This window comes from Tsuneonella amylolytica (assembly GCF_003626915.1).
Taxonomy (GTDB): domain Bacteria; phylum Pseudomonadota; class Alphaproteobacteria; order Sphingomonadales; family Sphingomonadaceae; genus Tsuneonella; species Tsuneonella amylolytica.
Genome location: NZ_CP032570.1, coordinates 571,791 through 589,850, shown reverse-complemented (window position 1 = coordinate 589,850; position 18,060 = coordinate 571,791). Strand labels below are relative to the sequence as shown.

The following is an 18,060-nucleotide window of genomic DNA, read 5'->3' as shown; positions in this document are numbered from 1 at the left end:
GGCACGGGTCAGGCCAGGCCGCCCCCCGCCAGCGCGTCGATCGCGGCCTGGAGGATGACCGCGGCGGCGTGGGCGTCGATCCGGTCCTTGCGCTTGCCGCGGCTCATGTCCTGTTCGATCAGCGCGCGCTCGGCGCTCGTGGTCGACCAGCGTTCGTCCCACATCAGGATCGGCAGGCCGAGGGCGGGGGAGAGGTTGCGCGCGTAGGCGCGGCTCGCCTGCGCGCGCGGACCTTCGCTGCCGTCCATGTTGCGCGGCAGGCCGATCACGATGCCGGCGACCCGCCGCTCCTTCGCCAGCGCGGCCAGCACCTCGCGGTCGCGGCCGAACTTGCCGCGTTCCAGCGTCTTGTGCGCGCCGGCGAAATGCCAGCCCGCATCGCACAGCGCCGTGCCGATCGTCTTGGTGCCGAGGTCGAGCGCGAGGAGCACGCCGCCGCCGGGCAGCGCGTCGCCGAACTCCAGCGCCGAATCGGTGATCAGGGTGCCGGCTTCCATGCCGCCATACGCCGCGCGATGTCCGCCTTGAGGTTCGCCCAGAACAGCGGGATGTCGTAGACGTGGTAGTTGTTGCCCGGCAGCACGCCGCCGCCGGCCATTTCCGGCGGGTTCGCGCCGATCAGCAGGAGGCCTGTCGCCAGATCGCACCGCGCACCGACCGCGCCGGCGACGAGCTCGCCGCTGCTGAAATCGCTGGTGGGGTTGAGCATGCCGAGGTTGTCGGCGGCCGGTGCCTCGCCGTTGAGGGTGCCGCTGATGGGGTTCACGCACACGATCGGCCCGTCGCCGCGCGGTTGCCCGTCGAAGCCGGGGGTGGCGGTGAACCGTTCGAACACCAGGCTGGGATCGGCGGGCTCGGCGAAAGTCGACCAGGTGGCGATGCAGCGCGACTGGCCGGGCGTGGCACACGCCGGAAGGCTGAGCGCGGGCAGGTCGTGGGCGACTGAAATCGGCCAGCCGACAGGATAGACCATCGCGATTCGCTTCTCGAGCGGGGTGCCGATCACCTTCTCGCGCAGGAGGCGCAAGGCCATCAGCGCGCCCTGGCTGTGCCCGGCGAGCACGATGGGTTCGGCGGGATCGACCGTGGCTACGAAGAAGTCGAACGCCTGCGCAATGTCGCGATAGGCAAGGTCGAGCGCCTGCTGCGCCTCGGGCTTGTCGGTCAGGAACGCGCCGAACACCGCCTGCCGGTACTTGGGCGCCCAGATCTCGTCGGCCCCGGCGAACGGGCTGGCCATGCCGCGCAGGAACAGCCGCGCCCGGCTCGCAGCGTCGGCATCGTCGATGGGCGCGTTCCACGGCGCGTCGGCACCGATCGCCGGCCGGATGTAGCTGGTCGGATGGACGAAGAAGACCGCGTAGCCTTCGCCCTGTTGCGTGCCCGGCGTAGGCGCGGAAGGCGAGGCGGCGGGAGCCGGCGCGCCGGTCAGGCCGCGCTCGGCCGCAGGGTTGTCGGGCGACGCCGCCGCGGCGGCCACGGTGGGCTGGTATCGCGACGGGTCGCTGGGCCCCATGCCCGGCCGCGAGTACCACATCGCGGGATCGGCGTAGGCGTTGGCGTCGAGCGCGGGCTGCTCGACGAAGTCGCCCCGCGGAACGAACGCGAACTCCGTCGCCTGCTTCGACCAGATCGACAGCGCGAACGCGCCGGCGATGACGACGAACGCCACGAAGGCGACGAAGTAGAGGAACTTGCGGGCCATCAGCTAGCGGCGGGCGAAGCCTCTCCGGTCTCGCCTTCGCCGCCGCCGTCCTCGGCGTTGAGCTGCGTCGAGCGCCGCTCCAGCGCGGTCTTGATCATCGCCAGCAGGGGGTCGGCGAACGTCAGCCCCATGACGCCGAAGAGCACGCCCATGACGAGTTGGAAGCCGAGCACGAGGGCGGGCGCGAGATCGACCGTCTTCTTGGCGATCATCGGCACGAGGACGTAACCATCGAAATTCTGGACGGCGATGTACACACCGATGGTCCACAAGCCGACTTCGGTACTCACCGAGAATCCGACGAGCACCATGAGCACGCCCGATACGATCGCGCCGAGGTTCGGAATGAATGCCAGCAGTCCCGTGATCAATCCCAGCAGGGCAGCCATGGGCACACCGATCAGGCTGAGCGCGATGTAGGTGAACAGCCCTTCCGCCACCATGCCGAGCAACCGCCCGGCCAGCAACCGGCGCATATTGTAGGCCATGTGATCGAGATAGTCGGCAAGATCGTCGCGCTTTTCTTCGGCGACCATCCACGACAGGCCGCGCTCGTAGGGGCGGGGATCGATCGCGAGGTAGATGCCGATGATGACGATGAGGACGAGGGTGGTCAGCGCACCGAACACGCCGCCGATAGCGCGGGTTACCGTGCCGACGCCGCTCATCGCCTGACCGGCCAGATTCTGGATGTCGCCCTGGCTGATCGCAAAACCTTTCGACCGCGCCCAAGCCACCGCACGGCCCAGCTGTTCGGTGACGAGCGAAGGGAACTGCGCGGCCTGGTCCGCGATCTGCGACCCTGCGAACATCACCAGCCAGGCAAGGAAGGCGGTCGTCAGGATCAGCACGATGCCGACGCGCCACCCGCGTCCGATCGGCAGCACCCGCCCGAGCAGGCGCGCACCGCCATCGAGCATCGCAGCGAACACGAGCGCGCCGAAGATCACGAGCAGCGACTGCGCGAGATAGATGCACAGAACGAAGGCGCCGATCACCGCCGCCCATACGACGGCGCGTTTCGCTTCGAAGCGAAGCTTGGGGCTGGAGATGCGGGTCGGGCTGGCGCCCACGGCCTCGCCCTCGTCCCCCGGTGCGTGCGGTATCGCCCCCTGATCGCTCATTGCTGGTTCGGCCCTTCCACGATCGCCGGGCGCAGCGTGGACCACGCCCGCCCGCTGCGCAGGCTTTGCCACCACGTCAGCGGGTTGAGGGTCGTCGTCCCGTCGAGCGAGAAGGTGATGAACTGGGCGCGCCCGCCGACGTTCTCGAGCGGGACGGGCCCGCCGAGCCCGCTTTCCCAGGTTTCGGCGCGGCTGTCAGCCGAATGGTCGCGGTTGTCGCCCATCAGGAACACGCTGCCTTCGGGGATGACACGCTCGGGATAGTTGTCGAGCGGCTGGTCGGCATGGTCGACGATGCGGTAGGTTGCGCCGTTTGGCAGCGTCTCGCGCCGCACCGGCACCTCGTAGTAATCCTTGCCGTCCGGCCCCCGGACGCGGAAATTGTCCCAGTAGCCGAGACAGGGCTGCCCGTCGCAGACCTGGGCGTCGACCGGAATGCGCAGGTCGGGCTCGACCTTCTGCGGGACCGGCTTGCCGTTGAGAACGATCTGGCCGTTTATCACCGCGATCCGGTCGCCCGGCAGGCCGACGACGCGCTTGATGTAGTCCTCGTCCTTGTTGGGCGGCACGGCGATCACGACGTCGCCGTATTCGGGCGTCGCGGGCCAGATGCGTCCCTCGCTGCGCGGCAGGACATGGAACGATGCCGACACCCAGCTCCAGCCGTAGGGATACTTCGCCACGACCAGCCGGTCGCCGACCATCAGGTTCGGCACCATCGATGTCGACGGGATGTAGAACGGCTTCGCGACGAAGCTGTGGAACGCCAGCACCGCGAGCAGCATCAGGGCAAGCCCGCGCATCTCGGCCAGCCAGTCGACCTTCTCCTTGGGCTTGTCGGCTTTGCTCATGATGCTCGCGGAACTCATTGGGGAAGAGCCTCTATGACGACGAAGGCTTGGGCCCACGGGTGGTCGTCGGTCAGGGTCAGGTGGATGCGCGCCTCATGCCCCTCCGGCACGAGTTCGGCAAGACGCTTCGCCGCGCCGCCGGTAAGGGCGAGGGTGGGCGCGCCCGACGGTGCGTTCACCACTCCGATGTCCTTGTGGAACACGCCGCGGCGGAAGCCGGTGCCGACCGCCTTGGAAAACGCTTCCTTGGCCGCCCACCGCTTGGCGAAGGTGCCGACACGGGTGAAGGGGCGCTTGGCCGCTTTGGCACGCTCGACATCGGTGAAGCAGCGCGCCTCGAACCGCTCGCCCCACCGCTCCAGGGAGTTGGCGATCCGGTCCATGTTGGTGAGGTCGCTGCCGAGGCCGATGATCATCGGGTGCCTCTCACCGCGCGTCGTCCATCAACTCGCGCATGCGGACTACCGCTGCTTCCAGTCCCACGAACACCGCCTCGCCGACGAGATAGTGGCCGATGTTGAGTTCGGCGAGCTGGGGGATGGCCGCGATGGGCTGGACGTTTTCGTAGGTAAGGCCATGTCCAGCATGCGGCTCGATCCCGTTCTTGGCGGCGAGCGCGGCCATGTCGGCGATTCGCCTGAGTTCGGCCTCCACCCGATCGCCTTCCGCATGCGCGTACTCGCCGGTGTGAAGCTCGACGACCGGGACATTGAGCTGCAACGCCGCCTCGATCTGCCGCTCCTCGGGCGCGATGAAGAGGCTGACGCGGATGCCCGCATCGGCGAGGCGCCCGACGATCGGGGCCAGGCGGTTGTGCTGGCCCGCGGCGTCGAGGCCGCCTTCCGTCGTGCGCTCCTCCCGCCGTTCGGGTACGATGCAGGCCGCGTGCGGTTTGTGTCGCAGCGCGATCTCCAGCATTTCGTCGGTGGCCGCCATCTCTAGATTGAGCGGCAGGTCGGTCGCCGCCTGGATGCGCGCGAGGTCTGCATCGCGGATATGGCGGCGATCCTCGCGCAAGTGCGCGGTGATGCCGTCGCCGCCGCAACGCGCCACGATCTCCGCGGCGCGCACCGGGTCGGGATGGTCGCCGCCCCGCGCGTTGCGGATGGTGGCGACGTGGTCGATGTTGACGCCGAGGCGGAGATTCGCGGCCAAGTTACACACGGCTCCCCGGCTTGGTCAGCGGAACGGCGGCGAGTTCGGGCGGCACGTCTTCCTCGGCATAGCTGGGGAAGTTGATGTCGATCAGGGCATAGAACGGCACGCCGAGATCGGCGGACCCGTTACTGCGGTCGACGAGCGCCGCTTCCGCGATCACTTCGCCTCCCTCGCGCCCCACCGCCGCGATCGCTTCGCGGCTGGAGAGACCGGTGGTGACGACATCCTCCACCATCAGCACTTTCGCGCCCGGTACGAGCCGGAAGCCGCGGCGCAGTTCGAAGGTGCCGGTCGGCCGCTCGAGGAACATTGCATCCTTGCCCAGCGCGCGGCCCATCTCGTGACCGATGATGAGGCCGCCCATCGCCGGGCTCACCACGACGTCGATTTGCTGGCGCACGTCGCGCGGCAGCTTCTGCGCGAGCGCCACCGCGAGCCGGCCCGCGCGTTCGGGGTTCATCAACACACGCGCGCACTGGAGATAGTGCGCGCTGTGCCGGCCGCTCGACAGCTTGAAATGCCCTTCGAGCAAGGCTTCGGAGGCGCGGAACTCGTGCAGGACGTCTTCGTCGGTCATCGGGTAACGGGCAGGCCTGGCAGGGGATGGGGAAAGGCGGGCAAAAATCTCCCTAGAAGCGCTTGAGACACGGGGCAAGCGCGCGTATAGGCCCGCCCGAACCCGTGTCTCGCGCGGGTGGCCGCGGCTGCTCAGGGGCCGCGCTCGCGCACGATAACGATAAGCAGACGGAAAGCTTCGCACCGATGATCCTCGGCAATTTGACCGCCCGCATTCTTGCTCCGATGGGCGCCGCGCTGCTCCTCGCGCTGGCGCCGCAAGCGGCGTTCGCGCAGAACGACGAGCCTGCCGCGGTCGCCAGCAATCCGGCCTCCGCCACCGAAGCTGCCCCCGCCGCGGACGCAGTCGGTGCCGCCGCCGCGGGCGCGGTCGACGACAAGGCTGACGCGACGAGCAGCACCGTCGCTGCCGGCGCCTCGGCCTACAAGCCGCTCGGTCCCGAATGGATCAAGGGCCAGCCGCATGCCGGCGGGATCGACATCCAGAAGCAGTATTCGCCCACCGGCGAACAGGCTTACAAGCTACACATCGGCCTTGTCTGGATCATGGCGGCGATCACGCTTTTCGTGCTCGGCCTGATGATCTACACGATGGTCCGTTTCCGCCGGAAGGCGCACCCCACGCCGACCCGCACAACGCACAACACCTTCATCGAAGTCGTCTGGACGCTGCTGCCGGTGCTGATCCTCGTGGGCATCGCAGTGCCTTCTATCAGCCTGCTGTCGGCCCAGTACAAGAGCGCGCCCAAGGATGCGCTGACGGTCAAGGTGACCGGCTACCAATGGTACTGGGGCTACACCTACCCCGACAACGGCGGGTTCGAGGTCATCTCGAACATGCTGCCCGACGACGAGGCGCGGAGCCGCGGTGAGCCGATCCAGCTTGCGGTCGACAACCGCATGGTCGTGCCGGCCGGCGAATGGATCCGCATCCAGACCACCGGCGCCGACGTGATTCACTCGTTCGCGGTGCCGAGCCTGTGGTTCAAGCTCGACGCGGTGCCGGGCCGCCTCAACGAGAAGCGCATGTTTATCAAGGAGCCGGGCATCTATTACGGCCAGTGCTCCGAACTGTGCGGCGCGAAGCATGGCTACATGCCGATCGCCGTGGAGGCCTTGCCGCGTCCGCAGTTCGAGGCATGGCTGCTCGCCCAGGGCGGTACCGTCGGCAAGCCCGAGGACGCCGCGCCGCCGGCCGCCGCGCCGATCCAGCAACCGGAAAGCTCCGCTCAGCAGCCGGAAGGTGCGCCGATCAACGCGACCGCCGGCGAAGGTACCGCGGCAACAGCAACTCCTTCCGCTGCCGCTCCCGCCGTCTGAACCAGATACCGAAGAACAGAGACCGATAGCCATGGCCACTACCGCCGACACTTTCCAGGCTCACCACGACGATCACGCGCATCACGATGCCGATCACAAGCCCGGCTTCTTCGCCCGCTGGTTCATGTCGACGAACCACAAGGACATCGGCACGCTTTACCTGATCTTCGCGATCTTCGCGGGCATCGTGGGCGGCGCGATCTCGGGCATCATGCGCGCCGAGCTCGCCGAGCCCGGTATTCAGGTGCTCGGCATGTGGACCTCGCTGTTCGGTGAAGGCACCAACTTCGACACCATGCTCCACGCGTGGAACGTGCTCATCACCGCGCACGGCCTGATCATGGTGTTCTTCATGGTCATGCCGGCGATGATTGGCGGCTTCGGCAACTGGTTCGTTCCGCTGATGATCGGCGCGCCGGACATGGCGTTTCCGCGCATGAACAACATCTCGTTCTGGCTGACCGTCGCGGGCTTCGTCTCGCTCACCATCAGCCTGTTCATGCCGGGGGATGCCACGGGCCTCGGCTCGGGCACCGGCTGGACGGTCTATGCGCCGCTGTCGACCAGCGGTTCGAACGGCCCGGCGACCGACTTCGCGATCTTCGCGCTGCACCTTGCCGGTGCGGCCTCCATCATGGGCGCGATCAACTTCATCACGACCATCTTCAACATGCGCGCGCCGGGCATGACGCTCCACAAGATGCCGCTGTTCGTGTGGTCGATCCTTGTCACCGCGTTCCTGCTGCTGCTGGCGCTGCCGGTGCTCGCCGCGGCGATCACCATGCTGATCACCGACCGCAACTTCGGCACGACGTTCTTCGCGGCCGAGGGTGGCGGCGACCCGATCCTCTATCAGCACCTGTTCTGGTTCTTCGGCCACCCCGAGGTGTACATCATGATCCTGCCGGGCTTCGGCATGATCAGCCAGATCGTCGCGACGTTCAGCCGCAAGCCGGTGTTCGGTTACCTCGGCATGGCCTACGCCATGGTCGCGATCGGTGTCGTCGGGTTCATCGTGTGGGCGCACCACATGTACACCGTCGGCCTCGACGTGAACACGAAGATGTACTTCACGGCGGCGACCATGGTCATCGCGGTTCCGACCGGCGTGAAGATCTTCAGCTGGATCGCCACGATGTGGGGCGGGTCGATCGAGTACAAGAGCCCGATGGTCTGGGCGCTCGGCATGATCTTCCTGTTCACCGTCGGCGGCGTCACTGGCGTCTACCTCGCCAACGGCGGCGTGGACGACGTGGTGCACGACACCTACTTCGTCGTCGCCCACTTCCACTACGTGCTGTCGATGGGCGCCGTGTTCAGCATGTTCGCGGGCTTCTACTACTGGTTCCCGAAGATGAGTGGGAAGATGCACTCCGAACTGCTGGCCCACCTCCACTTCTGGGGCTTCTTCATCGGCGTGAACGTGATCTTCTTCCCGCAACACTTCCTCGGTCTGCAGGGCATGCCGCGCCGTTACCCCGACTACGCCACGGCGTACGCGCAGTGGAACGAGGTGAGCTCGATCGGCTACATGATCATGGCCGGCTCGATGGTCTTCTTCTTCGTGAACATCGCCTACGCCTTCATGGCCGGCAAGAAAGCTGCGCCGAACTACTGGGGCGAAGGCGCGACGACGCTGGAATGGACGCTGACCAGCCCGCCGCCCTACCACCAGTTCGAAACGTTGCCGGTGATCGAGGAACACCACGATTACCACAACCACATGCCGAGCCAGCCGGCCACCGCCTGAGCCTGCGGCAGCGAAACGACACGAGCGGCCGGTCCCGGAAGGGGCCGGCCGTTTGCTTTGGAGACAAGCAATGCCCGAGATGCGCCTGATCGATTGCGGCTCCGCGACGCTGCGCTGTGCGGTGGAGCGTCCGGAATCGGGCGACGCACCGCTGGTGATCTTCGTCCACGGCTTTCCGGAGAGCTGGTATTCGTGGCGGCACCAACTGGGCCCGGTTGCGGAAGCCGGCTATACCGCCTGCGCGATCGACGTGCGCGGCTACGGCGGGTCGGACAAGCCGCCGCGGATCGAGGACTACACGCTGGAGGCGATCGCCGGCGACCTCGTGGGGCTGGCCGATGCCCTGCAGCCGGGCGAACCGGCCATCCTCGTCGGCCACGACTGGGGCGCGCCGATCGTCTGGAACACCGCGCTTACGCATCCGGACCGGTTCAAGGCGGTCGCGGGCCTGTCGGTGCCGTTCGCGGGCGTGCCGATGCGCCCGTTTACTGATGTCTTCCGCGAACACTTCACCGATCAGGGCAAGTTCTTCTACCAGGAGTACTTTCAGATACCCGGCATCGCCGAGGCCGAGGCGGAGGCCGACCCGCAAGGGTTCGTCCACCGGATGATGTACTCGATCAGCGGCGACGTCGAACCCGGCAACTACTGGGACAAGCCGTACGGTGCGACATTCCTGGAAGGCCTGCCCGACCCGCAGCCCGTGCCGTGGCTCACCACCGAGGACATCCAGTTCTACGGCCGCGAGTTCTTGCAGAGCGGCTTTCGCGGACCGCTCAACCGCTATCGCAACCACGAAAGAGATTACGAATGGCTGCAGGGCTGGAAGGGCAAGCGGATCGAGCAGCCATGCCTCTTCATCGGCGGCGACCGCGACCCGGCCACCACCCTGTTCGGCGCGGTGGCGGATCCGGTCGCGATGATGCGCATGTTCGCACCGAAGGTGGGAGGGCACGTGCTGGAGGGCGTCGGCCACTGGACGCAGCAGGAGCGGCCGGGGGAGGTCAACGCCTTGTTACTGGACTGGCTGGGGCAGGTTTAATTCCGTCATTCTAAGAGTTTAAGAGGTTTTGTCAGTCCGCTTGTCGAGCCGGCCAGGGCCCCGACTGTCTGCTTATGGGGTTGAAAGGGCACGCGCTCCGCTGTAGCAGTGAAACGATGCGATATTTGCTTCCCGTAATCCTAGTCTGCGCCGCTCTTTCCTCGCCTGCCCAAGCCGAACCTAACCTTGAGAAGGGGTTCGATGGCGCGCTTCGCGGATGCGAGGAATGGTTGCTGAACCCCGCAAGCTGGGTGGAGGGAACCGATCCATTCGCCAAAACAGTCGGCCTTGGGCCACAAATGGGCCTCGTAGATCGGGTGGAAGAGGTAAGCCTTCCACCGGTTCAACTTCGACTGGCCAATCACTATTGGCGGATCAACTCCGCGCCAAACGCAGGCTACGTTCTCGTCGTGTCGGACCAGCTACCGATGTGTCATATCACTGGCGGCGGCGGCGTTGACCTCCAACCTAGTGTCGAGAGCGTCCTTTCCTCGGCTGATTTCAACAAGAGGTGGCAGCCCGAGACGTCGAGCGGAAAGGACGGGATGGCGAGCACGGTGTTCCGAAACCGGGAAGACCCGGCTCTAGCAATGACCGTTAGCCGAGCGGACAAATCGGGCGAACGACTGGACAGGGTGCAGGTGCTGGCGACTGCCATTTACGACACCGGCAACTGACCGCCTTCTAGATCGAATGTCTGCAATAAGGTCTTGAGCGGACGGTGCGTTCTCGATCTTCCAATGCGTGTTTACGAGTTTTCCTACACGTAAGACCCCGTGGTAAGCGCTGCGACATGATCCGACAGTGGCTCCGACTCTCTGCATCACCTGCCAACGCACCTCGCCGCGTTCGCCGGCAAAGCGACATGCCGACTGCGCAAGGTGACGGTGTTGGCCCATAAGGCCACATCCGGGTTCCCCAAGGCGACACCTTTCGCCCCAAGGCGATACTTCCATCCCTGGACACTGTGACACGTGTGACATGCGCTCGTCAGCCTTCCACTTTGGCGCTGCCTTCCCTATAGGCCCGCAAGTCCTCCGATGACCGACTCATCCGCCCTGTACCTGCCGACCGACTGGCGCGATTTCCTGTCGCTGACCAAGCCGCGCGTGATGAGCCTGGTGATCTTCACCGGCCTGTGCGGCCTGCTCGCCGCGCCGGGCACCATCCACCCGCTGGTTGGCTTCGTCGCGGTGCTGTGCATCGCGATGGGGGCGGGCGGCGCGGCAGCGCTCAACCAGTGGTGGGAAGCCGACATCGACGCCGGCATGAAACGCACCCAGAGCCGCCCGATTCCCGGCGGGCGAGTGCGGCGCACCGATGCGCGCGATTTCGGGATCGCGCTGTCGGCTGGCTCGGTGGGCTTGATGGGCATCGGCGTGAGTTGGCTCGCCGCCGCGATCCTTGCGCTCAGCATCGTCTATTACGCCGTCGTCTACACGATCTGGCTGAAACCCCGCACCCCGCAGAACATCGTGATCGGCGGCGGGGCGGGGGCGTTCCCGCCGATGATTGGGTGGATCGCGGTCACGCACGACATCACGCTGATGCCGGTGCTGCTGTTCGCGATCATCTTCATGTGGACTCCGCCGCATTTCTGGGCGCTCGCGCTGTTCGTGCAGACCGACTACGCCAAGGTCGGCATTCCGATGATGCCGGTGGTGAAGGGCGAGGCGAGCACACGCCGCCAGATCCTGATCTATTCGGTCCTGCTCGTGCCGCTGGCGGCGAGCCCGTGGTTCATCGGCGGGACGGGTGCGATGTACGGCATCGCGGCGCTGGTGCTGAGCCTTGCCTTCCTCGCGCTGTCGCTCCCGGTGGCATTCCGGCGCTCGGAGCCCGGCGACGGAATGAAGCCCGAAAAGCGTCTGTTCGCATTTTCGATCCTCTATCTCTTCGCGCTGTTCGGCGTTCTGGTTGCGGATCGCCTGATCTACGCCCAAGGATGGCTGGCATGACCATGACGCCCCCGATGACACCCGAAGAGGAACTCGAGTTCAAGCGTCGCCGCAAGGGGCGCAACATCGCGCTGGCGGTGGTACTCGGCTTCTTCGTGGTGCTGTTCTACGCACTCACGTTCGTACAGATGGGCGGGACATGAGCACGGCGGGCACGCTCGACCGGCGCAATCTGCGCACGGGGTTCTACGCGGCAATATTCGCGCTGGCGATGCTGGGCCTCGGCTTCGCCGCCGTGCCGCTCTATCGCCTGTTCTGCCAGGTCACCGGGTTCGCCGGCACGACCCAGCGCGCGACCGAGGACGAAGCATCGCTCGCCGCGGCCGCCGCGCAGCAGGTGGCCGGTGCGACCGTTTCGGTCCGCTTCGATGCGAACATCGACCCCGATCTGGCCTGGACCTTCCGGCCCGAGCAGGTGACCCAGACCGTGAAGCTCGGGCAGCGGCAGATGGCGTTCTTCTACGCGAAGAACAATTCGGACCGTCCGCTGACGGGGCAGGCGAGCTTCAACGTGTCGCCCGACCAGACCGGCGGCTACTTCAACAAGATCCAGTGCTTCTGTTTCACCGAGCAGACGCTGCAGCCCGGGCAGGAAGTGCACATGCCGGTCCTGTTCTTCGTGGACCCGTCGATCCGCAACGATCCGAACGCGGCGCCGGTGGAACAGATCACCCTCAGCTACACCTTCCACCGGGCACCGGAAAGCAGCTAAAGCCCTCTGGACCGCGCCTGTCCGGCGCTCTAAGGGCAACCGCAAATCGCGTTTGAAACACCTCCAGGTTTAGGGACGAGACAACCCATGGCCGGCGCCAAGAACCACCAGTACCATATCCTTCCGCCCGACATCTGGCCGCTGATCGCGTCGACGTCGGCGCTGCTCTTTACCAGCGGCATGGCCATGTACATGCACGAACTGTCGGGCGGCTACCTGGTGCTCGCGCTCGGCGTGCTGGGCCTCGCGGCGACGTTCTTCAGCTGGTTCGGCAACATCATCAAGGAAGCCCGCGCGGGCGACCACACGCCGGTGGTGCAGCTTCACCTGCGCTACGGGATGATCCTGTTCATCGCGTCGGAAGTGATGTTTTTCGTCGGATGGTTCTGGGCCTTCTTCGACTTCGCGCTGTTCCCCAGCGAACTGTCGGAAGTCGTCGGCGGGCAGTTCCCGCCCAAGGCGATCGAAGCGGTCATGGACCCGTTCAACCTGCCGCTCCTCAACACGCTGATTTTGCTGTGCTCGGGCACGACCGTGACCTGGGCGCATCACGCCCTCATCCACGGCGACCGCGACGGGCTGAAGAAGGGGCTGTGGCTCACCATTCTGCTGGGCGTGCTGTTCTCGGCCATCCAGGCGTACGAATACGCCCACGCGCCGTTCGCCTTCGGCGGCAACACCTACAGCTCGGCATTCTACATGGCGACGGGTTTCCACGGTTTCCACGTGATCATCGGCACGATCTTCCTGATCGTGTGCCTGGTGCGCGCCTACAAGGGCGACTTTACCCCGCAGCAGCACTTCGGTTTCGAAGCGGCGGCGTGGTACTGGCACTTCGTCGACGTGGTGTGGTTGTTCCTCTTCGTCACCGTCTACATCTGGGGCGGCTGGGGTGCGGCCATCCATTGATGCCTCCGGACTCGACTGAAACACCGAAAGGGCAGCCCTCGTCACCGAAGGCTGCCCTTTCCGGTCTCTTGGGCCGATGAGCCGTCGCTTCCCGGTGGTCGCCACGCTGGTCGTGGCGCTGGCCGTGGCGGCCATGATCGCGCTCGGTTTCTGGCAGTTGAACCGGCTGCACGCGAAAGAGGCTCTGCTCGCCCGCTACGCGACCGCCGAATCGATATCCGCAGATGCGCAGCTTCCCGCTTCCCCCGAAGACCGCACGCACGTGTGGTTCCGCCACACGCGATTGGATTGCCGGGGCGAAGGCGAAACCCAACCCCGCGCGGGCGAGAACGCGAGCGGCGAGGTCGGCTGGGCCCATTGGGCGGGATGCACCACGAAAGAGGGCGACCTGCCCGTGATGGTCAATCTGGGGTGGAGTGCGGAACCCCGCGTCGTCCGGTACGCCTTTACGCAAGTGGAAGGGACCATCGCGCCCGACGGCATCGACGGCCCGCGCGTGGTGGCAGACCGGCCCATCGCCGGATTGCAGCCCAGCGCCCGCCCCGATCCGCGCTCGGTTCCGAACAATCACCTGTCCTATGCGGTCCAGTGGTTCCTGTTCGCATTGACCGCGCTGGTCATCTACATCCTCGCAGTCAGGAAGCGGTGGCGCTCTACGCCCGCCTAAAGCCGCGCTTGCTTGCCGCTCGCGCGCGGCGCGTCTAGCGGGGCGGCGATGGATTACGTCTCCACCCGCGGCAGCGCTCCTGTGCTCGATTTCGAGGGAGCCACGCTGGCGGGCCTCGCGAACGATGGCGGCCTCTATCTGCCAAGAGAATGGCCGCGGCTCTCGGCATCCAACATCGCGGCGATGCGCGGGCTTCCCTACGCTGAGCTTGCCGCGCGCGTCATGGCCCCTTTCGTGGGCGAGAGCATTACTCCCGAACGACTGCAGGCACTCTGCGAACAGGCATACGGGCAGTTCGCTCACGATGCCGTGACACCGCTTGTCCAGCTTGACGCGCGGCACTGGCTGCTCGAGCTGTTCCACGGACCCACGCTGGCATTCAAGGACGTCGCGCTCCAGCTTCTGGGGCTGCTGTTCGAGGAGTTCCTCGGCCGCAGCGGCGAGAGCCTGACGATCATCGGGGCGACCAGCGGCGACACCGGGAGCGCAGCAATCGACGCGGTGGCTGGACGCGAGGGGGTAGAAATCTTCATGCTTCACCCGGCCGGCCTCGTCAGCGACGTGCAGCGCCGGCAGATGACGACCGTGCTGGCTCCCAACGTGCACAACATCGCGATCGGCGGGGATTTCGATCAGGCACAGGCCATGGTGAAACGAATGTTCGGCGACCCCGCACTCGGCGCGCTTCGCCTGAGTGCGGTCAATTCGATCAACTGGGCGCGGCTGATGGCGCAAGTGGTCTATTACTTCGCTGCCGCGCTCCAGCTCGGAGCGCCCGAGCGGCGGGTCGCCTTCAGTGTGCCGACGGGCAATTTCGGCGATGTGTTCGCCGGGTATGTCGCTACTAGGATGGGTCTGCCTATCGAGCGGCTGATCGTGGCGACCAACGTCAACGACATTCTCCACCGCGCCCTGTCCGCCGGCGACTACAGCGCTGGCGAGGTGAGGCCGACGGCGGCTCCCAGCATGGATATTCAGGTGTCGAGCAACTTCGAGCGACTGCTGTTCGACCTCGGCGGCCGCGACGGGGCTGCGCTTGCGGAGCAAATGGGCGAGTTCGAGCGATTGCGGGCGATGCGCCTCACGAACGCACAGCAGAAGGGCGCAGCGGCGCTGTTTGCGAGCGTGCGGGCCGAGGCTGACGAAATGAACGAAGCGATGCGATGGGCGTGCGAACACGCGGGCGAGATCGTCGATCCGCATACCGCCATCGGCTTGCACGCCGCTCGGGCCGCCGACATCGATCCCGCGATCCCGATCGTTACCCTCGCCACCGCGCACCCGGCCAAGTTCCCCGAGGCGGTCGAGCGGGCGACCGGGCACCGCCCGCATTTGCCGAGCCGGGTCGGCGACCTTTTCGTGCGGGAAGAACGCTTCGCCGAGCTTCCCGGCGACTACGACGCGGTGCGCGACTGGATCGCCGAACACGCGACACCGCGGGCCTGATGGCGGGCCTCGAAGAACAACCGCTGGTCCTCGCGGGGGAGGGCTGGAGCGACTACGGCCTCCTCGACAGCGGGAACGGGCGCAAGCTCGAACGATACGGTCCCCATCGCTTCGTGCGGCCCGAGACACAGGCGATGTGGAGCCCGCGGCTCGAGGATTGGCAGGCCGACGGCGAGTTCGTGCCCGGCAGCGACGAAGACGGGGGCGGGCGCTGGCAGTTCGACCGGCCGGTACCGCGTGAAGGATGGCCTCTCGCGTGGGACGAGGTGCGCTTCACCGCGCAGTGCACACCGTTCCGCCATCTGGGATTTTTTCCCGACATGGCCCCCGTATGGAACTGGATGAGCGGGCAGCTCGCTGGAAAGCCAGACGCGCAGACGCTTAACCTATTCGGCTACACCGGCGTCGGCACGCTGGCGCTGAGCGAGTCCGGCCCCGTAACCCATGTCGACGCGAGCAAGAAGTCGGTCGCCCAGGCGCGCGAAAATGCCGCCCTGTCGGAAATGGAGGATCGCCCCGTGCGCTGGCTGGTGGACGATGCCGCCAAGTTCGCTGCCCGCGAAGTCCGCCGCGGCAAGCGCTACGACGGGATCATCCTCGATCCGCCCAAGTTCGGCCGCGGCCCAGGCGGTGAGACCTGGCGGATCGAGGACGGACTGGCGCCGCTCGTGGCGGATTGCCGCCAACTTCTCGATGCCGACAGCCGATTCCTGTTTCTGACGGTTTACGCGGTGCGGATGAGCAGCCTTGCTCTCGCCGGGTTGCTCGCCGAATTGTTCGCCGACCTGCCAGGCAGGATTGAACACGGCGACCTCGCAATCCGCGAGGAGGGGGAGGGGGGCCGCCTGCTGCCGACGGCGATCTTCGCCCGCTGGTCCAATCCGCGCTAGGAGCGATCCTGATGCCCGATTCGCTCATTCTCGAAGTCGCCGATCTCCAAGTCGATGTCCTGACAGGCATCTATTCGGAAGAGACCGGCAGGCCGCAGCCGCTTCGCATCTCGATCGCCGCGCGCATGAAGCCGGCCCATGCCTACAGCCCCGACACCCCGCTGTCGGAAAGCAAGAACTACATGGACCTGAAATTCGCTGCGAGCGAGGCGCTGCCGGCCGGCGTCCACTTCAAGCTGATCGAGGCGGTGGCGGATCACATCTGCGAAACGCTGTTCGTCGGCGACGGGCGGATCGAGGCTGTTACCGTCAAGATCGTCAAACTGGCCATCGCGGAAGCGGACGAAAAGATCGGCATCACGCTCACCCGCGAGCGGCGCTGATGCGATTGGTGGAAGCGCGTGGTCTGGCGGACGGTGCGCTGGACGCATCGGCGGAGTTCCTAACGCGGATAGTGCCCGATCTGCGCGCCGCCATCGCCGATGACGATGTGTGCATCGCGTTCGATCCTGCCGACCACACGCATGCCGGTTGGCGCCGGTCGGCGATCCAGTCGCTCGCGCGCGAGGCCGCGCCCGCTCGGGTCAACGGCGTGGCATCGGGCGACAGGACGGCGGTCGCCGCGGCGCTGTCCTACCTCGACCGGGCACCGGGCGTGACCGGCCAGTACCTCGTCCTCGATGGCCAAGGCGCTGGCGAGGCGCTAGGGTAGGGCATGCTCGTCGACGCTTTTCAGCGCAGGATCACCTACTTGCGCCTGTCGGTCACCGACCGGTGCGATCTGCGCTGCACGTACTGCATGCCCGAGGCGATGACTTTCCTGCCGCGGCGCGAAGTCCTGACGCTCGAGGAACTGCACCGCCTTTCGCTCGCTTTCATCGCCCGCGGCGTTACCAAGCTGCGTATCACGGGCGGCGAGCCACTGGTCCGGCGCGATGTGATCGACCTCGTCCGCGCGCTCGGACGGGAAATTGGCACGGGGCTGGACGAGCTGACGCTCACCACCAACGGGACGCAACTGGCCCAGCACGCCGACGCGCTGACGGCGGCGGGGGTGCGGCGGATCAACGTGTCGCTCGACACGATCGACCGCGACCGCTTCCGGGCGCTGACCGGACGGGACCGGCTGCCCCAGGTGCTGGAGGGCATCGCAGCAGCCCGCGAGGCGGGACTGGCGGTGAAACTGAACGTAGTCGCGCTCAAGGATGTGAACGCTGCCGAGATACCCGATCTCATTGCGTGGGCGCACGGCCACGACCACGACGTGACCCTGATCGAAGTCATGCCGCTCGGCGAGATCGCGGAAGATCGCAGTGACCAGTTCCTGAGCCTGGCCAAGGTCCGAGCCGATCTCGACAAGCGGTGGACGCTGGTCCCGTCAGCGCACCGCACCGGCGGCCCGGCGCGCTATCTCGATATCGCCGAAACCGGCGGACGGCTCGGTCTCATCACCCCGCTCACGGGCAATTTTTGCGACGGCTGCAACCGGATCCGCGTGACCACGACCGGCCAGCTCTATCCGTGCCTCGGTGGGGGAGAGATGGTGGATCTGCGCGCGGCCTTGCGATCGGGCGATCCGGACCGTGCGCTGTCCGGCGCGATGGACCGTGCGATGGCGATCAAGCCGCACCGCCACGGCTTTGCGATCGAACGCGGCGCCGCCCCGGCGCAGCCGCGCCACATGTCCGTGACAGGTGGCTGAGGCGGTGGCTGTAACGGTCGTCTTTCTCGGTCCGCTGCGCGATCTGGCAGGATGCGATAGCGCGCGGTTCGACGCTCCGCTCGATTGGGCCGGCCTTCTAGACGCCGTCCCGGCGCGGGTTGCCGAACAGCTCCGCATGGAGCGGGTCAACGTCGCCTGCGAAGGCCGCGTACTTGGCGACAAGACCGCGCTTCGGGCCGGGGACGGCGACGAGGTCGCATTGCTGCCGCCTGTCAGCGGCGGCTGAGCC

General features: G+C 66.5%; 22 protein-coding genes. 15 read left to right on the top strand and 7 right to left on the bottom strand.

Annotated elements, in window-relative coordinates:
- Nucleotides 1–8: 8 nt before the first annotated feature.
- Genes ruvX through pyrE form a run of 7 tightly spaced genes read right to left on the bottom strand, consistent with a single transcriptional unit; the run spans nucleotide 9 to nucleotide 5,415 of the window.
- Complete coding sequence (gene ruvX, locus D4766_RS02995) at nucleotides 9–497, bottom strand: Holliday junction resolvase RuvX (RefSeq protein ID WP_120716114.1); 489 nt, start codon at nucleotides 495–497, stop codon at nucleotides 9–11.
- The gene (locus D4766_RS02990) at nucleotides 479–1,705 is read right to left on the bottom strand and encodes a DUF3089 domain-containing protein (RefSeq protein ID WP_120716113.1); all 1,227 of its coding nucleotides are present in this window, start codon (nucleotides 1,703–1,705) and stop codon (nucleotides 479–481) included. Before D4766_RS02990 ends, ruvX begins: the two co-directional genes overlap by 19 nt.
- Nucleotides 1,705–2,829 (bottom strand): AI-2E family transporter, encoded by a 1,125-nt coding sequence (locus tag D4766_RS02985; protein ID WP_120716112.1) that lies wholly within the window; start codon nucleotides 2,827–2,829, stop codon nucleotides 1,705–1,707. The genes D4766_RS02990 and D4766_RS02985 overlap by 1 nt, the downstream gene beginning before the upstream one ends.
- Complete coding sequence (gene lepB / locus D4766_RS02980) at nucleotides 2,826–3,698, bottom strand: signal peptidase I (protein ID WP_120716111.1); 873 nt, start codon at nucleotides 3,696–3,698, stop codon at nucleotides 2,826–2,828. Before lepB ends, D4766_RS02985 begins: the two co-directional genes overlap by 4 nt.
- Nucleotides 3,695–4,096 carry a holo-ACP synthase gene (acpS, locus tag D4766_RS02975; RefSeq protein ID WP_120716110.1) on the bottom strand — a complete coding sequence of 134 codons (402 nt, stop codon included), beginning with the start codon at nucleotides 4,094–4,096 and terminating at the stop codon, nucleotides 3,695–3,697. The genes lepB and acpS overlap by 4 nt, the downstream gene beginning before the upstream one ends.
- Nucleotides 4,097–4,106: 10 nt before the next feature.
- Nucleotides 4,107–4,835: a pyridoxine 5'-phosphate synthase gene (locus D4766_RS02970; protein WP_194955782.1), complete on the bottom strand. Its 729-nt coding sequence runs from the start codon at nucleotides 4,833–4,835 to the stop codon at nucleotides 4,107–4,109.
- 1 nt (nucleotide 4,836) lies between these two features.
- Nucleotides 4,837–5,415: an orotate phosphoribosyltransferase gene (gene pyrE, locus D4766_RS02965; protein WP_120716108.1), complete on the bottom strand. Its 579-nt coding sequence runs from the start codon at nucleotides 5,413–5,415 to the stop codon at nucleotides 4,837–4,839.
- A 185-nt stretch (nucleotides 5,416–5,600) separates the two neighbouring features.
- Between pyrE and coxB the strand changes: the two genes are divergently transcribed.
- The 15 genes from coxB (at nucleotide 5,601) to D4766_RS02895 (ending at nucleotide 18,057) form a co-directional block, all read left to right on the top strand.
- Nucleotides 5,601–6,734 carry a cytochrome c oxidase subunit II gene (gene coxB, locus D4766_RS02960; RefSeq protein ID WP_234024869.1) on the top strand — a complete coding sequence of 378 codons (1,134 nt, stop codon included), beginning with the start codon at nucleotides 5,601–5,603 and terminating at the stop codon, nucleotides 6,732–6,734.
- Between the two features lie 31 nt (nucleotides 6,735–6,765).
- Entirely contained in the window at nucleotides 6,766–8,484 is a 1,719-nt protein-coding gene (ctaD, locus tag D4766_RS02955; protein WP_120716107.1) for a cytochrome c oxidase subunit I, read from the top strand.
- Nucleotides 8,485–8,554: 70 nt separating this feature from the next.
- Nucleotides 8,555–9,526 (top strand): alpha/beta fold hydrolase, encoded by a 972-nt coding sequence (locus D4766_RS02950; RefSeq protein WP_162935638.1) that lies wholly within the window; start codon nucleotides 8,555–8,557, stop codon nucleotides 9,524–9,526.
- A 116-nt stretch (nucleotides 9,527–9,642) separates the two neighbouring features.
- Nucleotides 9,643–10,203 carry a hypothetical protein gene (locus tag D4766_RS13705; RefSeq protein WP_162935637.1) on the top strand — a complete coding sequence of 187 codons (561 nt, stop codon included), beginning with the start codon at nucleotides 9,643–9,645 and terminating at the stop codon, nucleotides 10,201–10,203.
- 363 nt (nucleotides 10,204–10,566) lie between these two features.
- Complete coding sequence (locus tag D4766_RS02940; protein ID WP_120716105.1) at nucleotides 10,567–11,484, top strand: heme o synthase; 918 nt, start codon at nucleotides 10,567–10,569, stop codon at nucleotides 11,482–11,484.
- Nucleotides 11,481–11,627 carry a cytochrome c oxidase system small membrane protein gene (locus D4766_RS13700; RefSeq protein ID WP_162935592.1) on the top strand — a complete coding sequence of 49 codons (147 nt, stop codon included), beginning with the start codon at nucleotides 11,481–11,483 and terminating at the stop codon, nucleotides 11,625–11,627. Before D4766_RS02940 ends, D4766_RS13700 begins: the two co-directional genes overlap by 4 nt.
- Entirely contained in the window at nucleotides 11,624–12,196 is a 573-nt protein-coding gene (locus tag D4766_RS02935; RefSeq protein ID WP_120716104.1) for a cytochrome c oxidase assembly protein, read from the top strand. Before D4766_RS13700 ends, D4766_RS02935 begins: the two co-directional genes overlap by 4 nt.
- A gap of 87 nt (nucleotides 12,197–12,283) precedes the next feature.
- Nucleotides 12,284–13,105 carry a cytochrome c oxidase subunit 3 gene (locus tag D4766_RS02930; RefSeq protein ID WP_120716103.1) on the top strand — a complete coding sequence of 274 codons (822 nt, stop codon included), beginning with the start codon at nucleotides 12,284–12,286 and terminating at the stop codon, nucleotides 13,103–13,105.
- A 76-nt stretch (nucleotides 13,106–13,181) separates the two neighbouring features.
- Entirely contained in the window at nucleotides 13,182–13,772 is a 591-nt protein-coding gene (locus tag D4766_RS02925) for an SURF1 family protein (RefSeq protein ID WP_120716102.1), read from the top strand.
- A 48-nt stretch (nucleotides 13,773–13,820) separates the two neighbouring features.
- Nucleotides 13,821–15,218: a threonine synthase gene (thrC, locus tag D4766_RS02920; RefSeq protein WP_120716101.1), complete on the top strand. Its 1,398-nt coding sequence runs from the start codon at nucleotides 13,821–13,823 to the stop codon at nucleotides 15,216–15,218.
- A complete protein-coding gene (locus D4766_RS02915; RefSeq protein ID WP_120716100.1) occupies nucleotides 15,218–16,108 on the top strand; it encodes a class I SAM-dependent methyltransferase in 891 nt (296 codons plus the stop codon). Before thrC ends, D4766_RS02915 begins: the two co-directional genes overlap by 1 nt.
- 11 nt (nucleotides 16,109–16,119) lie before the next feature.
- A complete protein-coding gene (locus D4766_RS02910; protein WP_120716099.1) occupies nucleotides 16,120–16,491 on the top strand; it encodes a dihydroneopterin aldolase in 372 nt (123 codons plus the stop codon).
- Nucleotides 16,491–16,820 carry a Rossmann fold domain-containing protein gene (locus tag D4766_RS02905; protein ID WP_120716098.1) on the top strand — a complete coding sequence of 110 codons (330 nt, stop codon included), beginning with the start codon at nucleotides 16,491–16,493 and terminating at the stop codon, nucleotides 16,818–16,820. Before D4766_RS02910 ends, D4766_RS02905 begins: the two co-directional genes overlap by 1 nt.
- 3 nt (nucleotides 16,821–16,823) lie before the next feature.
- Entirely contained in the window at nucleotides 16,824–17,810 is a 987-nt protein-coding gene (gene moaA / locus D4766_RS02900) for a GTP 3',8-cyclase MoaA (protein WP_120716097.1), read from the top strand.
- 4 nt (nucleotides 17,811–17,814) lie between these two features.
- Nucleotides 17,815–18,057: a MoaD/ThiS family protein gene (locus D4766_RS02895; protein ID WP_120716096.1), complete on the top strand. Its 243-nt coding sequence runs from the start codon at nucleotides 17,815–17,817 to the stop codon at nucleotides 18,055–18,057.
- Nucleotides 18,058–18,060 lie beyond the last annotated feature (3 nt).

Bases quoted from the DNA above. Each gene is read 5' to 3' on its own strand.
- ruvX (WP_120716114.1), bottom strand. From the start codon at position 497: ATGGAAGCCGGCACCCTGATCACCGATTCGGCGCTGGAGTTCGGCGAC.
- D4766_RS02990 (WP_120716113.1), bottom strand. From the start codon at position 1,705: ATGGCCCGCAAGTTCCTCTACTTCGTCGCCTTCGTGGCGTTCGTCGTC.
- D4766_RS02985 (WP_120716112.1), bottom strand. From the start codon at position 2,829: ATGAGCGATCAGGGGGCGATACCGCACGCACCGGGGGACGAGGGCGAG.
- lepB (WP_120716111.1), bottom strand. From the start codon at position 3,698: ATGAGTTCCGCGAGCATCATGAGCAAAGCCGACAAGCCCAAGGAGAAG.
- acpS (WP_120716110.1), bottom strand. From the start codon at position 4,096: ATGATCATCGGCCTCGGCAGCGACCTCACCAACATGGACCGGATCGCC.
- pyrE (WP_120716108.1), bottom strand. From the start codon at position 5,415: ATGACCGACGAAGACGTCCTGCACGAGTTCCGCGCCTCCGAAGCCTTG.
- coxB (WP_234024869.1), top strand. From the start codon at position 5,601: ATGATCCTCGGCAATTTGACCGCCCGCATTCTTGCTCCGATGGGCGCC.
- ctaD (WP_120716107.1), top strand. From the start codon at position 6,766: ATGGCCACTACCGCCGACACTTTCCAGGCTCACCACGACGATCACGCG.
- D4766_RS02950 (WP_162935638.1), top strand. From the start codon at position 8,555: ATGCCCGAGATGCGCCTGATCGATTGCGGCTCCGCGACGCTGCGCTGT.
- D4766_RS13705 (WP_162935637.1), top strand. From the start codon at position 9,643: ATGCGATATTTGCTTCCCGTAATCCTAGTCTGCGCCGCTCTTTCCTCG.
- D4766_RS02940 (WP_120716105.1), top strand. From the start codon at position 10,567: ATGACCGACTCATCCGCCCTGTACCTGCCGACCGACTGGCGCGATTTC.
- D4766_RS13700 (WP_162935592.1), top strand. From the start codon at position 11,481: ATGACCATGACGCCCCCGATGACACCCGAAGAGGAACTCGAGTTCAAG.
- D4766_RS02935 (WP_120716104.1), top strand. From the start codon at position 11,624: ATGAGCACGGCGGGCACGCTCGACCGGCGCAATCTGCGCACGGGGTTC.
- D4766_RS02930 (WP_120716103.1), top strand. From the start codon at position 12,284: ATGGCCGGCGCCAAGAACCACCAGTACCATATCCTTCCGCCCGACATC.
- D4766_RS02925 (WP_120716102.1), top strand. From the start codon at position 13,182: ATGAGCCGTCGCTTCCCGGTGGTCGCCACGCTGGTCGTGGCGCTGGCC.
- thrC (WP_120716101.1), top strand. From the start codon at position 13,821: ATGGATTACGTCTCCACCCGCGGCAGCGCTCCTGTGCTCGATTTCGAG.
- D4766_RS02915 (WP_120716100.1), top strand. From the start codon at position 15,218: ATGGCGGGCCTCGAAGAACAACCGCTGGTCCTCGCGGGGGAGGGCTGG.
- D4766_RS02910 (WP_120716099.1), top strand. From the start codon at position 16,120: ATGCCCGATTCGCTCATTCTCGAAGTCGCCGATCTCCAAGTCGATGTC.
- D4766_RS02905 (WP_120716098.1), top strand. From the start codon at position 16,491: ATGCGATTGGTGGAAGCGCGTGGTCTGGCGGACGGTGCGCTGGACGCA.
- moaA (WP_120716097.1), top strand. From the start codon at position 16,824: ATGCTCGTCGACGCTTTTCAGCGCAGGATCACCTACTTGCGCCTGTCG.